Source organism: Peribacillus sp. TH16 (assembly GCF_016651095.1).
GTDB classification, from domain to species: Bacteria; Bacillota; Bacilli; order Bacillales; family DSM-1321; genus Peribacillus; species Peribacillus butanolivorans.
On the sequence record NZ_JAEKEM010000009.1, the window covers coordinates 1,567,379 to 1,584,033 of the forward strand.

The 16,655-nt window shown below is 36.0% G+C and carries 13 protein-coding genes and 1 pseudogene; 7 read left to right on the top strand and 7 right to left on the bottom strand.

The features are described 5' to 3' along the window. The first annotated feature begins 28 nt into the window (after window positions 1–28). Window positions 29–790: an ABC transporter ATP-binding protein gene (locus tag JFV29_RS21600; RefSeq protein ID WP_201186282.1), complete on the top strand. Its 762-nt coding sequence runs from the start codon at window positions 29–31 to the stop codon at window positions 788–790. Further along, window positions 780–2,726 carry an FtsX-like permease family protein gene (locus JFV29_RS21605; protein WP_201186284.1) on the top strand — a complete coding sequence of 649 codons (1,947 nt, stop codon included), beginning with the start codon at window positions 780–782 and terminating at the stop codon, window positions 2,724–2,726. The genes JFV29_RS21600 and JFV29_RS21605 overlap by 11 nt, the downstream gene beginning before the upstream one ends. A 54-nt stretch (window positions 2,727–2,780) precedes the next feature. Here JFV29_RS21605 and JFV29_RS21610 read toward each other — a convergent pair whose 3' ends face one another. After that, complete coding sequence (locus JFV29_RS21610) at window positions 2,781–3,845, bottom strand: NAD(P)/FAD-dependent oxidoreductase (protein WP_201186285.1); 1,065 nt, start codon at window positions 3,843–3,845, stop codon at window positions 2,781–2,783. A gap of 810 nt (window positions 3,846–4,655) precedes the next feature. Next, window positions 4,656–6,296 (bottom strand): PucR family transcriptional regulator, encoded by a 1,641-nt coding sequence (locus JFV29_RS21615; protein WP_201186286.1) that lies wholly within the window; start codon window positions 6,294–6,296, stop codon window positions 4,656–4,658. Window positions 6,297–6,782: 486 nt separating this feature from the next. On the opposite strand from JFV29_RS21615, the gene JFV29_RS21620 reads away from it, so the two are divergent. The 4 genes and pseudogenes from JFV29_RS21620 (at window position 6,783) to JFV29_RS30030 (ending at window position 10,082) form a co-directional block, all read left to right on the top strand. Then, entirely contained in the window at window positions 6,783–7,904 is a 1,122-nt protein-coding gene (locus JFV29_RS21620; RefSeq protein WP_201186287.1) for an alanine dehydrogenase, read from the top strand. 379 nt (window positions 7,905–8,283) lie between these two features. Further along, complete coding sequence (locus JFV29_RS21625) at window positions 8,284–9,627, top strand: APC family permease (RefSeq protein ID WP_201186288.1); 1,344 nt, start codon at window positions 8,284–8,286, stop codon at window positions 9,625–9,627. Between the two features lie 30 nt (window positions 9,628–9,657). Further along, window positions 9,658–9,839 (top strand): annotated as a pseudogene (locus JFV29_RS30725) (IS110 family transposase); the annotation flags it as partial. Between the two features lie 105 nt (window positions 9,840–9,944). Beyond that, a complete protein-coding gene (locus tag JFV29_RS30030) occupies window positions 9,945–10,082 on the top strand; it encodes a hypothetical protein (RefSeq protein WP_207205162.1) in 138 nt (45 codons plus the stop codon). Window positions 10,083–10,117: 35 nt separating this feature from the next. Here JFV29_RS30030 and phnX read toward each other — a convergent pair whose 3' ends face one another. The 5 genes from phnX to JFV29_RS21660 are packed head-to-tail and all read right to left on the bottom strand — an operon-like array spanning window position 10,118 to window position 15,410. Further along, on the bottom strand, window positions 10,118–10,933 hold the full coding sequence (gene phnX, locus JFV29_RS21640; protein WP_201186289.1) for a phosphonoacetaldehyde hydrolase: 816 nt from the start codon (window positions 10,931–10,933) through the stop codon (window positions 10,118–10,120). Further along, a complete protein-coding gene (gene phnW, locus JFV29_RS21645; protein ID WP_201186290.1) occupies window positions 10,930–12,024 on the bottom strand; it encodes a 2-aminoethylphosphonate--pyruvate transaminase in 1,095 nt (364 codons plus the stop codon). Before phnW ends, phnX begins: the two co-directional genes overlap by 4 nt. 21 nt (window positions 12,025–12,045) lie before the next feature. Beyond that, window positions 12,046–13,035, bottom strand: a complete 990-nt coding sequence (locus JFV29_RS21650; protein ID WP_201186292.1) for an extracellular solute-binding protein — start codon at window positions 13,033–13,035, stop codon at window positions 12,046–12,048. Window positions 13,036–13,048: 13 nt separating this feature from the next. Continuing rightward, the gene (locus JFV29_RS21655; protein WP_201186294.1) at window positions 13,049–14,665 is read right to left on the bottom strand and encodes an ABC transporter permease subunit; all 1,617 of its coding nucleotides are present in this window, start codon (window positions 14,663–14,665) and stop codon (window positions 13,049–13,051) included. Beyond that, on the bottom strand, window positions 14,658–15,410 hold the full coding sequence (locus JFV29_RS21660; protein ID WP_201186296.1) for an ABC transporter ATP-binding protein: 753 nt from the start codon (window positions 15,408–15,410) through the stop codon (window positions 14,658–14,660). Before JFV29_RS21660 ends, JFV29_RS21655 begins: the two co-directional genes overlap by 8 nt. A 237-nt stretch (window positions 15,411–15,647) precedes the next feature. On the opposite strand from JFV29_RS21660, the gene JFV29_RS21665 reads away from it, so the two are divergent. After that, window positions 15,648–16,406, top strand: coding sequence for a DeoR/GlpR family DNA-binding transcription regulator (locus JFV29_RS21665; RefSeq protein WP_201186298.1), 759 nt, complete (start codon window positions 15,648–15,650; stop codon window positions 16,404–16,406). The last annotated feature ends 249 nt before the right edge of the window (window positions 16,407–16,655 follow it).

Consider the following 16,655-nt stretch of genomic DNA (forward strand, 5'->3'; position numbering starts at 1 on the left):
GGATATAGAAAAAAAGGAGTGTATCCAAATGAATATATTAGAAGCAAAAAAAATCCATAAAAGCTATGGTAATAAATTTAATAAACAAGAAGTATTAAAAGGACTGGATATTAACATCCAAGAAGGCGAATTCGTGAGTATCATGGGAGCATCAGGTTCAGGGAAAACGACATTGCTCAATGTTCTCTCCTCGATTGATAAGATTAGCAACGGGAGCATTATAATCGATGGAAAAGAAATTTCCGGTATGAAAGAAAAGAAACTGGCCGAATTTCGAAAGAACCATTTAGGCTTCATCTTCCAGGAATATAACTTATTGGACACACTGACTGTCAAAGAAAATATCCTTTTGCCCTTATCCATTACAAAAACACCCAATAATGAAGCCGCACAAAAGTTTGATACCGTGGCGAAGGAACTGGGCATATATGAAGTGAAGGATAAATACCCAAATGAAATTTCCGGTGGTCAAAAACAGCGTACGTCTGCAGCACGGGCTTTCATCCATGATCCAAGCATCATTTTTGCGGATGAACCGACTGGGGCGCTAGACTCCAAATCAGCTTCCGATTTACTGAACAAACTGAGCGAAATGAATAAAAAGCGCAAAGCGACGATCATCATGGTAACCCATGATCCAGTGGCGGCCAGTTATTGCAGCCGAGTCATTTTCATTAAAGATGGACAAATCTATACGCAATTGAATAAAGGTGAAGAATCCAGACAAACCTTCTTCAAGGACATCATGAAAACACAAGGTGTTTTGGGAGGGGTTCAAAATGAGCATTAATCAACTCATCTTTCGAAATCTGAAAAAGAATCTGAAGAACTATTACCTGTATGTGTTTGCCCTAGTCTTCAGCGCTTCCCTTTATTTTGCCTTTGTCACCTTGCAATATGACCCATCGATGGATAAAACGGAGGGTACAGTGAAAGGGGCCGCCTCCATCAAGGCTGCATCGATCCTGCTTGTTGCGATTGTTTCCATATTCCTTTTATATGCCAATAGCATTTTCATAAAAAGACGCAGTAAAGAAATTGGCTTATTCCAATTGATAGGCATGACCAAGAACAGGATATTCCGTATCCTGAGTGTGGAAAACCTGATCTTGTATTTCTGTTCCGTATTCCTGGGAATCTTTGTAGGGTTTGCGGCTTCAAAATTAATCATCATGATTTTATTTAAAATTACCGGTGTCCAGGCGATCGCGACCCTTCAATTTTCTTTTCAGCCGCTTGTTCAAACCGTGCTCGTTTTTAGCGCCATCTATCTTTTCATCATGTTAATGAATTATGTCTTCATTAAAAGGCAGACCATTTTATCATTATTTAGAGTGACTTCAATGACGGAAGGAAAAGTGAAAAAGGTTTCGATTTTCGAAATGATCATCGGGATATTCGGGATCATCCTGATCATTGCTGGCTATGTCGTTTCATCCAAATTATTCGATGGAGCTTTTTCAGAGATGACCGAGCTTTTTATGGCCATGGTCTTCATTCTGGCATCCGTCATCATCGGGACCTACCTATTTTATAAAGGTTCCGTAAGCTTTATTTTTAATATCGTCCGTAAAAAGAAAAATGGGTATTTGAACATCAATGAAGTATTGTCCCTTTCATCCATCATGTTCCGGATGAAATCGAATGCGGTATTATTGACGATCATCACGACCGTTTCCGCTTTGGCGATTGGATTATTATCATTAAGCTATATCTCCTACTACTCAGCAGAGAAGAGTGCACAAAGCAGTATCCCTACCGATTTTTCCATGACGGATATGAAAGATGCGGATGCATTCAAAGAAGCTTTATCAGACAGTAAAATCGATTATAACGAAAAGGTGATTGATGTCATTCAAGTGGATGTCAATGTAAAGGAAATAATGGAGACCAGCCTGGAAGCTGTGAACTTTGATCCAGACATCATGACTGTCCCCGTCATCAGTGATGAATCCGTTAAAGGAATCAACCTTGCTGAAGATGAGACCCTTTTCAGCGGATACAGTAATATGATGGAGAAGGTCATGTCCTTGAAGGATTCCGGAAAGATTGAACTGAAAGGCAAACACGAAGTCATTCCGCAAACATATATGGGATTGAATGATGATACCTTCTTGTCCTACTATTTTACGAGTGGCGGTTTGCCCGTTGCCATTGTAGACCAAACGATATTCGACCGTTTGAAAAAGGATATCGACCCGAAAATCCAAAAAGTATCATCGGTGAATATCGGGATTGATGTGAAGGATGAAGCTGAACTTGAAAAGGCGAATGATATTTTCAATAAAATGAGTTTCAGAGAAGAATATGGAAATGGTTCCCAATTAGAAATGTTCAACACCCAGAAGAAGAATATGGGCCTTATCATGTTCATAGTCGGCTTCTTGGGATTAACCTTCCTCGTCACATCCGGTTGTATCCTATATTTCAAACAAATGGATGAAAGTGAAGGCGAAAAATCCAATTATACAATCTTAAGAAAACTGGGATTCACTCGAGGTGACTTACTAAGAGGAATCCAAGCAAAACAAGTTTTCAATTTCGGTATTCCTTTAGTCGTCGGGTTGCTTCACAGTTATTTCGCAGTCCAATCAGGATGGTTCTTATTCGGGACCGAAGTTTGGACACCGATGATCATCGTCATGGCATTATACACGGCATTGTATTCGATTTTCGGAATCCTATCCGTTTTTCATTACAAAAAGGTTATTAAAGAATCACTATAAAAAGAAGTTAATAAAGCTCCATGCCAAAAAGGGCACTGGAGCTTTTATTAACAGTTAAAGAATTTTAGATGGTTTCATCATTTGTTTAACTAATTCTCTATTGCGCTTTTTAAAGATTTCATTATGTGACGAGACCATTCCAATTTCATTAGCGTCAGGCTGGATAAATTGTTTTGCCTTGTTTACAGCATTTGCTGCATCTTGGAAGGTACCTGCTATTAAATTTAACTTCCCATCGTGCTTTAGAATATCCCCAGCGGCGTAAATTCCATCTATCGAAGATTCACTAGTAGCATTACCTGCAATAAAGTAATTATCTGCTTTAGCAATACTCACTTTACTATTTTCAAGTAGAGAAGTATCACGCTCATATCCATGATTTATAATCACTTCATCAATGGGCAAGTACGAAACCTCTCCAGTTTCATGATTTGTCAATTCAACATGTTCAATTAATTCATGATTAGCACAGGCTACTAGTTTTGTAATCGAAGTATTTAAAATACAAACTGCGGAACTGTTCATTAATTGTGTTGCTTGTGATTCATGACCTGCTAAACTATCTTTTCTGTATGTTAAATAAACTTTTTTGGCGATAGGCTCTAATTCATTTGCCCAATCTATTGCAGAATTTCCACCACCGGAAATGATCACTGTTTTATCTTTAAATCGTTTAAATGACTTCACTGTGTAGTTCAAATTAGAGACTTCAAACCTTTCGGCCCCATCTATCTCTAGCTTTTGAGGATTCAATATTCCACCGCCTACAGCCACAATTATTGTTTTTGAAAAGTGCTTTTGGCCTGAAGCAGTAAGTAATACAAAAATACCTTCTTCATTACGCGTGATTGACTCCACTTTTTCATTCAACACTACTTCTGGGTTAAATGTTAAGCCTTGCTCTACTAGCTGTTCAATTAATTTTGCTCCCGTAATTGGTGTCAGCCCTCCCACGTCCCAAATCATTTTCTCTGGATATACATGAATTTTCCCGCCTAATTGTGGTTGATATTCAATAAGCTTTGTCTTCATTTCTCTTAATCCACTATAGAAAGTGGAGTAAAGGCCTGCTGGCCCTCCTCCAATAACAGTTACATCGAATAAATCTTGCTGTTCCATTTACACTCACTCCTCGGTAACCAATTGTAATTGATTATCATTCTCATTTAATGGTACACTCTTTTCTTACTTTTTACAATAAGGCTTTGTTAAATAACTCTGTTCATTTTAAAAATCAACAGAGTTGTTTATTTCCAATTACTGAAACTTATCATTCATTAAGAGTGTATGAATGATAAATGGCGTATTACCATTAGAATGAAAAATTAGGTTAAATGGAGTAGGTGGTATGGGACGTCAATGAATATTATTGCTAAATTGTTTTTAATCCTCGGAGTCTTAATATTATTATAGAAAGTATTCCCAATAGGTTCGAAATCTTATTTTTTATAATATGGAAATAAAACTTGAAAATGATGGGTGCTACGACATACTCCTACATGTAAATATCATTATGCTTTTATCTCAAAATAACGTATTAGATTTACTTCTGTAGGTGTAATGTTAAAGTTAACCTGCCATATTCATAGATACAGCAGTTTAACAGGATAGCTCTCTCTATTCGTATCATTACTCTTAGAAAGTAGATAAGAGATATTGCGGAACACAATGTTGCCTATGCGCCCTTTGGTTGGACAATGACAATCATATACTCCCCCCCTCAACTTCTACTTCCATAATAAATCGTTTTAGAATTCCCCCTCTATGAGACATAAAAATCATATTATTAGCTTGGTGAATATGCAGCGTTACCTCTTTAATATTTTTCCTGTAACAGTAAGTTGATGTCAAGCCATTTCAAGATGGTCACTTTGTTAGCATTCTTAGAGCCATCTTTACATTTAATAACATTTACTTTGAGGTTGATAACTACTTCGTAGGTACTCCCCCTTGTTGTATAAGTTGATATGCTTTCAAAGCCATTTCAACGTTTAATCTGTTCTCCGGCATATCAAAATCAAAATCAAGAATCTTTTTTATTTTTTCCATCCGATGATAGAGTGTTTGTCTTACAATATGCAATTTTTGAGCCGTAAGCTTCTTTGAGCGATCAAACTCAAAGTATTTCGTTAAAGTCAGAAGCAATTCCGTTCCATATTCCTTATCATAGTTTATTAAAGGAGAGAGATAGTCCTCAATAAAATGTGCTGTATCTTGATCATGCTGAATTAATTGAATTAGCCGAAATATGCCAAGGTCTTCGTAAAAGGCACTTGTTGAAAATGAACGATAATTTAAAGCTAACTGCGCTTCTCGATAACCAGTATGAGCATCCAAAAGTAACTGGTATTGTCGCCCAACGCCTATACGGATTTGGCTAGATTCACCTTCTCTAACATATAGCAAGGTATCGATCACTTTCAAGAAGCGTTCCTTAGAGGAAGCGGCAGTTCCCAGATCAATAGCTAATACAATAATTTGATTTCTTATTGAAGTGATATAGGGTGTAAAAGAATATTTTCCGAACCCAGATCGAATTTTTAAAGAATAATGATAAATAGCAGATTCATTTTCTTCATCCGATAAACTTAATGAAGACGGATGAAAAACATCTTCGATATCAATGATTGCAATTCGATAACGTATACAAGAGTGTTTAGATTTTAACGAAATAAATCCCCTTGCTTGTTCCTCATTATTGATGCGTCTATAAAGTAAATCATTTAACCATGTGGATTCTAGACGCAATCGTTTTTCATCCAAATAATGTTTGCGCAATAAGTCTTGTGAGATTGCAAGGGAAGCGCGATCAAGGATTAGGAAATCAAATTCATCCGATTCACGATCTAAAGCCATAACAAGGTACGCCCAGATTTGATCCATTGCCCCGATCGGTTGGAGAAGAATAGTATGGTTTAATGCCTTCCATTCAACGGGCGAATCATTTGTAATTCGGTCGTGCCAGTGTTCTTTATCTTCGTAAATGGTTTGGAGTAGCTGTTCCATAAAGTCATTTTTCAATCCTGGAATCGAAAAAGGTGTTCCATCTATAGGAAGATAGATAATTGGTGCTTCTGTCTTCTGTTGCAACAACTTTAGAATATTTGATAACCCATGAGTAGTGAGTGACAATGAATGGAACTCTCTTGAAATCGAATCTAATGTAACCAACTTCTCATGATGAGCATTAATGAAAAACGAATGTAGGTCCTGTGCTATTTCGACGAAGTTTATGAATTCTTTGAAAATAATAATCGGAAAGTCATACTCATTTGCCATTTCGATCATTTCTTTAGGAATATTTTCGAAGTAATGTCCAAGTTCTATACATAAACATGAGGCGTTGCGTTCGATAAGATTTAACAAAAATGAAGTATTAGAGGAGTCTTTCCATTCAAACCCAAACCCGGTAGAGAGTATCAGTTCCCCTCCCTGAAAGATGGTATCATCAAAAAACGGAATTTCAAGGACATGTGTCCATTTGACTTGACGGTGCAACCCGTTTTCCCCTGCAACTACCTCCGTCTTTGAAAAGAGTGAGCGCTTAAGAACATCTTGTACTGTAAGCATATGTACCTCCTCATTTTATAATTGTTAGCTGTATCATATTATAACTATACTAGAAAGTCTAAGCCCATAAAATATGGATCCCTTTCTCTGTTTACCCCCAAGTAATACGATCAGTGTCTATAAGTACGTTCTTTTACGTGCTTTGATGAAATAACTTAATCAACCTGAGAATCTTTCATAATAGTATCCATTTATACCTTTTTTCATCTATTATAGGTGCGCATGAATCTATTCTATAGAATAACAGTGGAGTACTGAAACTGAAAACAACCAAAACACTAGATGAAAAACGTAAAAATTATCACCTTTTACCAATTTTGCATTCTTGAAAGTCCAGATGATCTGTCCTAAGGGATATAAATAAACGTGCTTGGTTAAAAAAAACTAATATAAATTTAACCTCGTGTCTAATGTAAGGGTTATCATTTTCCTGTAAGATTTTAGAATGTTCAATTAATTAAATGCAAATAAAAAGGAGAATGAACAATGATAGTAGGAGTTCCTAAAGAATTAAAAACTGCAGAGACTAGAGTGGGATTAAATCCAACATGGGTAAAAAAATTAACAGCTTCCGGTCATGAAGTACTAATTCAAAGCATGGCAGGGGAAGCTAGTGGTTTTTGTGACGAGGAATATGTTTTGGCTGGAGCAAAAATAGTAAACACGATTGACGACATTTATGAGAAGGCAGAATTTGTTGTTAAAGTGAAAGAACTTCAACCCTATGAATACGGTCTTCTTAGAGAAAATCAAATGATAATGGCATGGTTTCATTTGGCGGAAGATGTTAATCATGAAATGACACAGGCATTACTAGATACAAAAGCAATTTCATTATCAATGGAATTAATCGTTTTACCTGATGGGACAAGACCTACTATTAAACCAATGAGTGAAATTGCAGGAACATTAGCAATGCTTGAAGCAGTCAAATATGCACAATATGGTTATGGTGGAAAGGGAATACTTCTCCGGAAACTGGCCGGTTTGCCGTCGAGCAAAGTATTCATACTTGGTGGTGGCAATGCTGGACTCAATACTGCGCAAGTTGCTGTGGGTCTCGGATTGAATGTAACAATCATGGAAGCATCAATGAAACGCATTGATTATTTGAACAATCAGTTGCCACAGGTGGACATTTTGTGTTGGGATAAAGATACGATGTTCGAAGAACTTATTCAAAGTGATGTTTTAATTAATACAATTTATCCGATGCCAGGGGTAACCGAACCTCTCATAACACGAGAGATGGTCAGTAAGATGAAACCTAATTCTATTATTATTGATATTGCAGGAACGGGTATAATTGAAACCTCACGTTATACGACTTTAGAGGAACCAGTATATTATGAACAAGAAGTCCTACATTACTGTGTCCCGAATATGCCGGCTCTATGTCCACAAACCTCGACAAACATGATGTTGATGACAACCGGCCCATATATTATGGACATTGCAAATAATGGATTGAAGGACGTTATAGTAAATGATGTAATCGTAAGAAATTGTATCAGCACTTTGAACGGTGAAATTGTTCATCACGAAGTTGGGATCAATCATAACATGCCTTATACAGATATAAATACAGAGTTACTATTGTCCAAATAATAAAACGTCCTTAGAGTCATCTCATATTTCTACGTTTCATTTCTATGAATAGAAATCAGTATACAAGTTATTGAACGAGTCGCTACTAAAGAAATTCCAGGAGTCAGTAAAGATGCCAGCGAGAAGATTTTTCCAGGAATTATATAAGATATAATATACATTCCAATGAATTATCCATTCTGCAGCCGGAATTCTTTACGAGGAATGGGGAGATAAGTTCTACACAACAAATTCATGGATAATTCAAATTAGGCTCCCTAGCATCTTACTGACTTTTATGATTTCTAGAAAACCACGTATTAAAAAAGCTACGGAAGTAACAATATAGATCCCATTTCTTGTAAAAGGTTAAATCAGGTAAAGGAGGAGAGTATTTTACATGTCAAATTTAAGGAAAACAGATAGAACACTTACACTCATTCCAGTTGTGTTGTTTGGTTTTTCATTTATGGGGTTAACCACAGCTTTTACTACGTATGGTATTGCGGCTAATATTTCCCACGGTATGGTTCCGGGGGCAATGATAGTTGCTCTAGTGGTAATGATGTTTACTGCTTACAGTTATGGGAAAATGGCAATTGCGTTTCCATCTTCCGGTTCTGCTTATGTTTATACGCAAAAATCGATCAATCCCTCTGTTGGATTTCTTGTCGGATGGGTGATCTTAATGGATTATTTATTTATGCCAATGGTAAATTATTTAGTATTTGGTATTTTTTTCTCAGCAGCCTTTCCTACAATTCCAAGTTACATCTGGATTGCAGGTATGTTGATGCTCGTCACTTATATTAATATTAAAGGATTGAAGTTTGCTACAAATGTAAACGCATTCATAACGATTTTTGCTTTTCTTTTTATCCTTATCTTTATAGGTTTTTCTATTAAGGAAATTTTTATGGGAGAAAGCACGGCCACTCTTTTATCTCTTGAGCCATTCTATAATTCGAAAGAACCCTTTTCTTATACAATAGCTGGAGCAGCATTATTATGCTTTTGTTTCCTTGGGTTTGAATCAGTTACAGCGTTTGCGGAAGAGACAGTGAACCCTAAGAAAACAATTCCCCGAGCTGTTATTTTAATTACTCTTGGTGGTGGTTTAATCTTTACAAGTGTTTCATATTTCTCGTTTCTTGTATGGCCAGAGTATAACGCATTTAATAATCCTGATTCGGCTGCCTACGAAATTATTAAACTTGTTGGTGGAAAGGCGATGTACTCAGTATATCTTGCGCTTTACGCATTAGCTGTATTAGGTAGTGCCATGTCGTCCCAGGCAAGTGCATCACGAGTCCTCTATACGATGGGGCGAGATGGACAGTTCCCTGAAAGGTTCTTTGGCACCCTGCATCCGAGATATAGAACACCCGTAAATAATATACTGATCATTAGTTCTGTCTCTTTGCTTGCTTTATTTTTAAGTTTAGATCTTGTAGCATCATTTATTAATTTCGGGGCGTTTCTTGCGTATACTTGTGTTAATATTGCCGTAATTGCTCATTATTATATTAGAAATAGAGAACGTTCGGTGAAAGGAACTTTCTTATATTTAATTATTCCTATTATTGGAGCTGCTCTTGATATTTTACTACTTGTGAATCTTGATGTGCACTCAAAAGTTCTTGGAGTAAGTTGGTTAATAATAGGCTTCATTTATTTACTTGTATTGACAAAAGGACTTAAAAAACAGCCACCAGTATTGAAAATTGAAGAAAATATAGTGTAGATTTAAAATAAAGTCACGATGTTTATAAGAAAGATGAAAAACGGCTTAGACACAACTATTGTCGGTATGAGACCTACAGGTCGTTATAGATTAATCTAACGAAAAGATTGATGTCGTAGGTCAATCCTCACCTTGTAAAAAGAAATAAAGAGAATCGAGATAACACTCAGTCCAAAAGTGATAAAAAAGACGCTCTCGTGATTGCGGATATGAAACAATCAATGGGATTGTTGTTACACTCTCGATTCTTCCCAATCAATCCGTTTTTGACGTTGGTGAGCACTACGGTTCTCTACAACTTCTCTGGAGGAAATCCAGTGGTAGAAAAGGATTTCTTGGCGCTTAATTACTCTTTCTCTTATTATGATAAAATTAAGAGAATGGAACCTTTTGTTGTCACCAGAGGAAGAGAAATCAAAAAAAGTGCAGTCATATCTCATTTCCATCAAGAATAGAGTATATGCTACACTTTTTTTACTGTCATTAATGTTTAATTTGTACGAGGTCTCTTACCATCTGAAATAAGACTATTAATTCTTTCGATAATATCGGGAAGTTCACTCATCGTTTTAATCGTAAAATCAGCCCCATTTTGCATAAAGGAGTTTGCAGTTTTAGAGATTACATTTTCTTTATCAAATTCTGATAGATTAGTAAACTCATCTAAACTTAATCCCATCTCAGAGCTTCCAATAATGACTCCAACTGACCAAACTCCTGCATTTACTCCCTCTTTAATATCTGAAATGGTATCGCCTACTTTTACTACTTTCCATGATGCCGATAGCTTTAATTCTTCCATATTTCGATAGATCATATAAGGATATGGTCTTCCAATAGAATTTGTTTCATCAGGGGTAATATAAAAATCAGGCTTATACCCTTTTTTCAAAGCATTAGGTACGACGACGTCCATCATCATATTTGTATAACCTGTTGTCGACCCAATCCTCAACCCTTGATTTCTTAATACTTCCAGTGTTTCGATAACTCCTGGAATTGGATCTGTATAATCCGACAATGATGCCATAAGTGCTGGCTCGAATTCAGCATACAAATTTCCAACATCTTGTTCATTAAATATTCTTCCGTATTTTTCTTCCCATAAGGCAGATACTCTAGGCATGGTCAGCATAGCACGTATATGGTCAATTTTCAGCATCCCCATTGGAGCTCTTGCTTCTTCCATCGTAACTTCAATACCAGCATTTTTAAATATATCAACAAATACATTTACTGGCGCAAAACATCCAAAATCCACTGCTGTCCCAGCCCAATCCAAAATTACTCCTTCTACTTTGTTCATACTGTCACCACTTTCATATATTTTTCTACAATATTACATAATTTTTGGATATCTTCTTCATAGATTTCACCTATGTTGCCGATCCGGAATGTATCTATGTCAGTCAGCTTTCCCGGATAGATTACATAGCCTTCCTCTTTAATAAATGAATAGAAATCTTCAAAGTTAAACTGTTCATCTGGAAAAAGGAATGTTGTAATAATAGGCGATTGTTTTTCAGGTGTGATATATGGATGAATGCCCAATTTACCCATCAACTCTCTTAACCTATCATTATTATTTTTATATCGTGCAAATCTAGCTGAAATGCCGCCTTCTTCATTTAGCTCCTCTAACGCTTTAGCAAATGCAGCCACTACATGTGTTGGAGATGTGAATCGCCATTTCCCATCCTTATCCATCTCTTTCCACTGATCATATAGGTCCAGTGACAAACTGCGTGCATTTCCTTCACACTCTAAAAGTTTATCAAGCTTCGCAATGACAAATCCAAATCCCGGGATTCCTTGAATACATTTATTTGCACTACTAATTAAATAGTCAATTCCTAGTTCAGGTACATTGATGTCTATTCCGCCAAAGCTACTCATGGCATCTATAATTAATGTTTTTCCTTGTTCTTTCGATAGATTTGAAACCATTTCAATCGGATTTAAAATGCCTGTTGTTGTTTCACAATGAACCATGGCAATGTGTGTAATTTCCTGATCTTCTTCTAAAATACTCCTGATTTCAGCTTCCTTTGGATATTCATTGTATTCCACGCTATATTCCGTATAATTCAGTCCAATACACTGTGCCATATTCACAATACGTTTACCATACGCTCCATTCGTTACAATCAGCACTTTATCGCTTTTTGATATAGCAGTCGTCAACACCGATTCAACAACAAACGAACCACTTCCTTGCATAAGTACAACGGTATACTCCTCTTTTACAGCACATGCTAATTCGAGTAGCTGGGATCTGATTTTTTGTGTAATTTCTTTATAATTCTTCTCCCAAGTGCAACGGTCAACAAGCATTTCTTGTTTCACCGTACTTGTAGTAGTCAATGGACCAGGTGTTAAAAGTTTATAGTTATTCATATTCCTTCACTCCTTACATAATTATTTAGCTGATTTAAAGAAATCTTGATGCTGTTGTAATAGTTCAACTGTTAATGGTTGTTTATATTTCATTGGGTGGGCAGGTTTGTTCATATCTTTCACCGTTTCACCTTCATAAAGAGCGACCGGATAATGTGTCAATAAATCTTGACGTGCATCTTTAGTGATTGTTTCTGCCATTTTCATTGCTAATCTCGACGTTGCATTGTCTTTATTCACGACAGCCACTGATTCTGTATAGGAAAAGTTCCCCTCAACCGGATCGACATACTTTATCGGTAAGCCTGACTCTTTAGCCATCACAGCTTGGTAGCGCAAACCAAAACCAGCAGCCACTTCCCCAGATTGCACTTTATTAATTGGACCCGAGCCTGAGCTTTCAAGATGCGGACCGCAATTTGCAATTAAATCATGGAGAACCTTTTTCCCCTCTTCCTCCCCGTATTGGCTAATAATTGCTTGAACTAACAGCCACCCTGTCGAAGAGTCCAATATGTTTGGAATCGAGACGGACCCTTTAAACTCTGGTTTTGTTAAATCTTTCACTGTGGCTGGCATAGGTAATCCCTTTTGTTTGAGTACTTCGGTATTTACGAAAATTGAACCTGTATTGGCTAAAATTGGCGTATAATAGGCTGGATTTTGCTCCAATGGTTTTGTACTAAACGTTAGGTCTTCAAACATGGAGTATTGCTGCTGAGCACTTTCGATGAAATAAGAGCTCATCGTCACTATATCAGCCTCAATTTTATCTCCCTCTGCCAACAGTTTCCCACCTAATTCAGACGTACCAAACGATTGAAGAACATATTTCCCCTTGTATCCAGCTTCTTTTAATGATGTTTCTATAGCTTCAGTAGCTTCTTCATCACCATTTGTGTAGATGACCACTTTTCCTTCATCTGCTTTGCTACTGGTACGACCTACCAGTAAAAAAATTAATCCTATAGCAACTAGAGATAATAATGCTACTTTCATCGTTTTAAACATAATATCCTCCTCATTAATGTTTGAATTGTCTTTTTTGATAATGATCACAAAGCAACTTTACGATTAAATTTGTAAAAAAGATGAGTAAAGATAAAATGAATATTTCATTGAATTTGGCGAAATGCTGCAGCTCTTTAATCTTGCTCGCTACTAATGAGGTTTGAGCTGTGACTAAAAAGATAATCCCGCTAATGGTGACCATGCTATTGATAAAATAGTAGCTAAACATCTCAATCACCGTCGATGCTGAGTTTGGAAAAATGACCCGATAGACTGTCTTAATCCAGCTATCTCCTAACAACTCTCCAGTTGTTTCCCAACCAGGATTCATTTTAGATAAAGAGTTTTTCGCCATTAAATAGGGTGTCGTAAAGAAGTGGACAATGTTACAAAGAACAATAATTGTAAAAGTTCCCTTCCAACTGCTTCCGTTAAAAAGCAGTAAATACGATAAACCTAAGACCATGCCTGGAACCGTATTCGTCAACATTGAAATAACATCAATAGACGATTTCCACTTTAGAGGTGTACGGACATTTAATACGGCTGAGCAAAATGCGATTAACGTGCCAAATACTGCCGTCAAAATGGCAACAAATAAGGAGTTTTTGTAAACCGCTGTTAAATCGCTCGATTGGAATGTGTCAATAAAGTGCTTAAGTGTGAACGAAAGATCGTATGGAAAACTTTTTAAAAATGGTGCAATGAACATGACAGCAAAAACGGAAAGCATCCCTATTAAAACCAGTAATGAAACCATCCCAAAACATAAATCTCTACCTTTATGTTGAGACAATTCTATATCGCTAAACTTGTCATAATGAAAATTAAATTTTTCAAGATAGTTTAATAGTAAAACGCCAAATACTACTGGAATTAGCATCAGAACGGCAATGGCCGCACCATTATTAAAATCTGGGATGGAACCAAGCATCACTTGATACAGTTGAGTCGCAACTACGGTATACGTCCCGCCGACTGAAGCCGGTATTCCAAAATCCGTAAAGCTCAAAATAAAGGAAAGTACAAATGCTCCACCCAAGGTTCCCAATAACGGACGAACGATGGTATTCATGAAACTTCTTATTGTTCCGTCACCCATTAGCTTTGAAACGACCATAAACTTTTTATCAATATACTTGAAAGAATTATTAATAAGCAGAAAGGCTGATGGTAATGTATAAATCACATAGCCAATCAATAATCCGTTAAACCCATATATATCAAAGAGATTTCTACCGAAAATCTTTGTTATGATTCCTTGATTACCAAAGGAATAGATAATCGCAAACCCAAATGTGATTGTTGGAAGTAGCATTGGAACAAGGATCCCCGTTTTAATCGCACTTTTTATTGGCCTATATATTCTTGTACAATGGATGGAATAGGCAAGAGAAAATGCTAAAACAGTCGTAATAACAGCAGTAAGACTGGATATTTTAATGCTGTTCCCAATTGACTCCAACAGTTCTTTATTTGAAAGAATTGAAAGATAATTTGATAGATTGAATCCTTCGCTAGTTTCAAATGAACGAACAAACAAAATGCCAAGCGGAAGTAATAGAAAGGCGGTAAATAACAATAAGATAGGTATATAAATTACTCGCATTTCCGGTTTTACATCAGGCATACTTTTCACCAAATAAGTTAAGTATATTTTCTCTCTTGATCTGTAATTGCTTGAGTATAAATTCCTTTACAAAATCATTGGTGGGCTGATTTATAATTTCTTGAGGTGTTCCAAATTGAGAAATATTTCCCTTATTTATAATTAAAATTTTATCGGACATCGTTAAGGCCTCTTCTGGGTCATGTGTCACAATAATCGTCGTTAACTTAAATTCTCTTGCAATAGATTTAATACGTTGCTTTATGGATTCCTTAATAACACCGTCCAATGCACTCAATGGTTCATCTAGTAATAAAACTTTCGGTTTCATTACGAGTGTTCTTGCAAGCGCTACCCGCTGTTTTTGACCACCCGATAATTCACCCATTTTCTTTGTTAAATGAGGTTTTAGCTCTAAGAAATCAATATATTCCTGCAATTCTTTCTCAGACACTAACCCCTTCTTATTTCTTAAACCATATACAATATTTTCGTATGCATTTAAATGAGGGAAAAGTGCATAATCTTGGAAGACTATATTAAATCCCCGATCCTTCATCGGCACGTTACTCAAATCGGTATCATTAAAAATGATTTTTCCATGATTCATACTCGTTAATCCTAAGATAATATTCAATAAAGTAGTTTTACCGCTCCCACTTGGCCCTAGCAGTGAAACGATCTCTCCTGTTTTAATTTCAAGATTTATATTATCTAAAACTAATTTATCATCGAATTGCTTGCTAATATTTTGTAATTTTAGCAAACTGTTCACCTCCTTTAATACACCCTCAGTATAAAATCTATATGTAAATCGAATTTGAGATTCATGTAAATGCTTTGTAAATATTGAACACTTTATTACCAATTCGGTACTATATTCTGACCAACTAGTGATATAGTTATCATTAAGTCCCCTAGCGCATGTTGAATATGTTATGGACAAACAGTAAACTAAAATCAATAGAGGGAAAAAGATTACGTTGAATAGGCGGGTGAATCCATGCTTCCACTTGAAAGGCAAAAGAAAATCATTGAATTATTAACGATAAAAAAAGTTATGAAGATAGCTGAGCTTACAGAAGAACTAAAAGTTTCTATTGAAACCCTTAGAAGAGATTTAAACTTTCTTACAAAACAAGGAAAAATCGAAAAAATTTATGGTGGAGTTAAGCTAGTTAAATCACAGTTTGGTGAATCGACAATAGATGAACGTATGTTTAGTCAATTAAAAGAAAAAGAAATGATCGCACAAAAATGCAGTGAGTATATCAACGATGGTGATTGTATTTATATCGATAGCGGTTCGACAACCTATCAAATAGCTAATTATATAAAACAGAAAAAGAAACTAACCGTGATAACCAGTTCGATCCCTGTTGTAAATGAGCTAATCAATAGTGATATCGAGTTATTGATTATCGGGGGAAAGGTAAGGCAGAATGAACAGTCTATTGTAGCTTTTGATTACTTATTTAATTTTAGCGAATTGAATATATCGAAAGCCTTTATATGTGCAAGTGGTATTACAATTGAAAAAGGTATTTCCGACTATAATTTAGATGAAGCAAACACTCGGAAAAAAATCATTGAATTATCTAAAGAAGTCTATGTTGCCGCTGACAGCACTAAATTTGGGAAAGACGTAACCATTGGGATTGCATCGCTGGATAAAATCGATTACATTATTACAGACCATCATTTACACAAAGATTTCATCAATACGTATAAAGAAACGAACACAAATTTAATTATTTCTTAAATGCATAAAAAAAACGGAAATTATACTTTGTTGTATAATTTCCGTTTTTTATTTCCTTGTTTATTCCCCCTCATAGAAGCTGCAGCTTTCGGTGTGTATAAGGGAGATGTGGTGAAGTACTTATATCAGAATTTTCTGTTTTATTAACATCTGTTTGTTCTGATATTGCTTTTTCTTGATCCGCATTGGACTTATCATCTGTGTTTGCACATCCACTAAAGAATTCGGCTAAGGGGATCCCTAAATCGG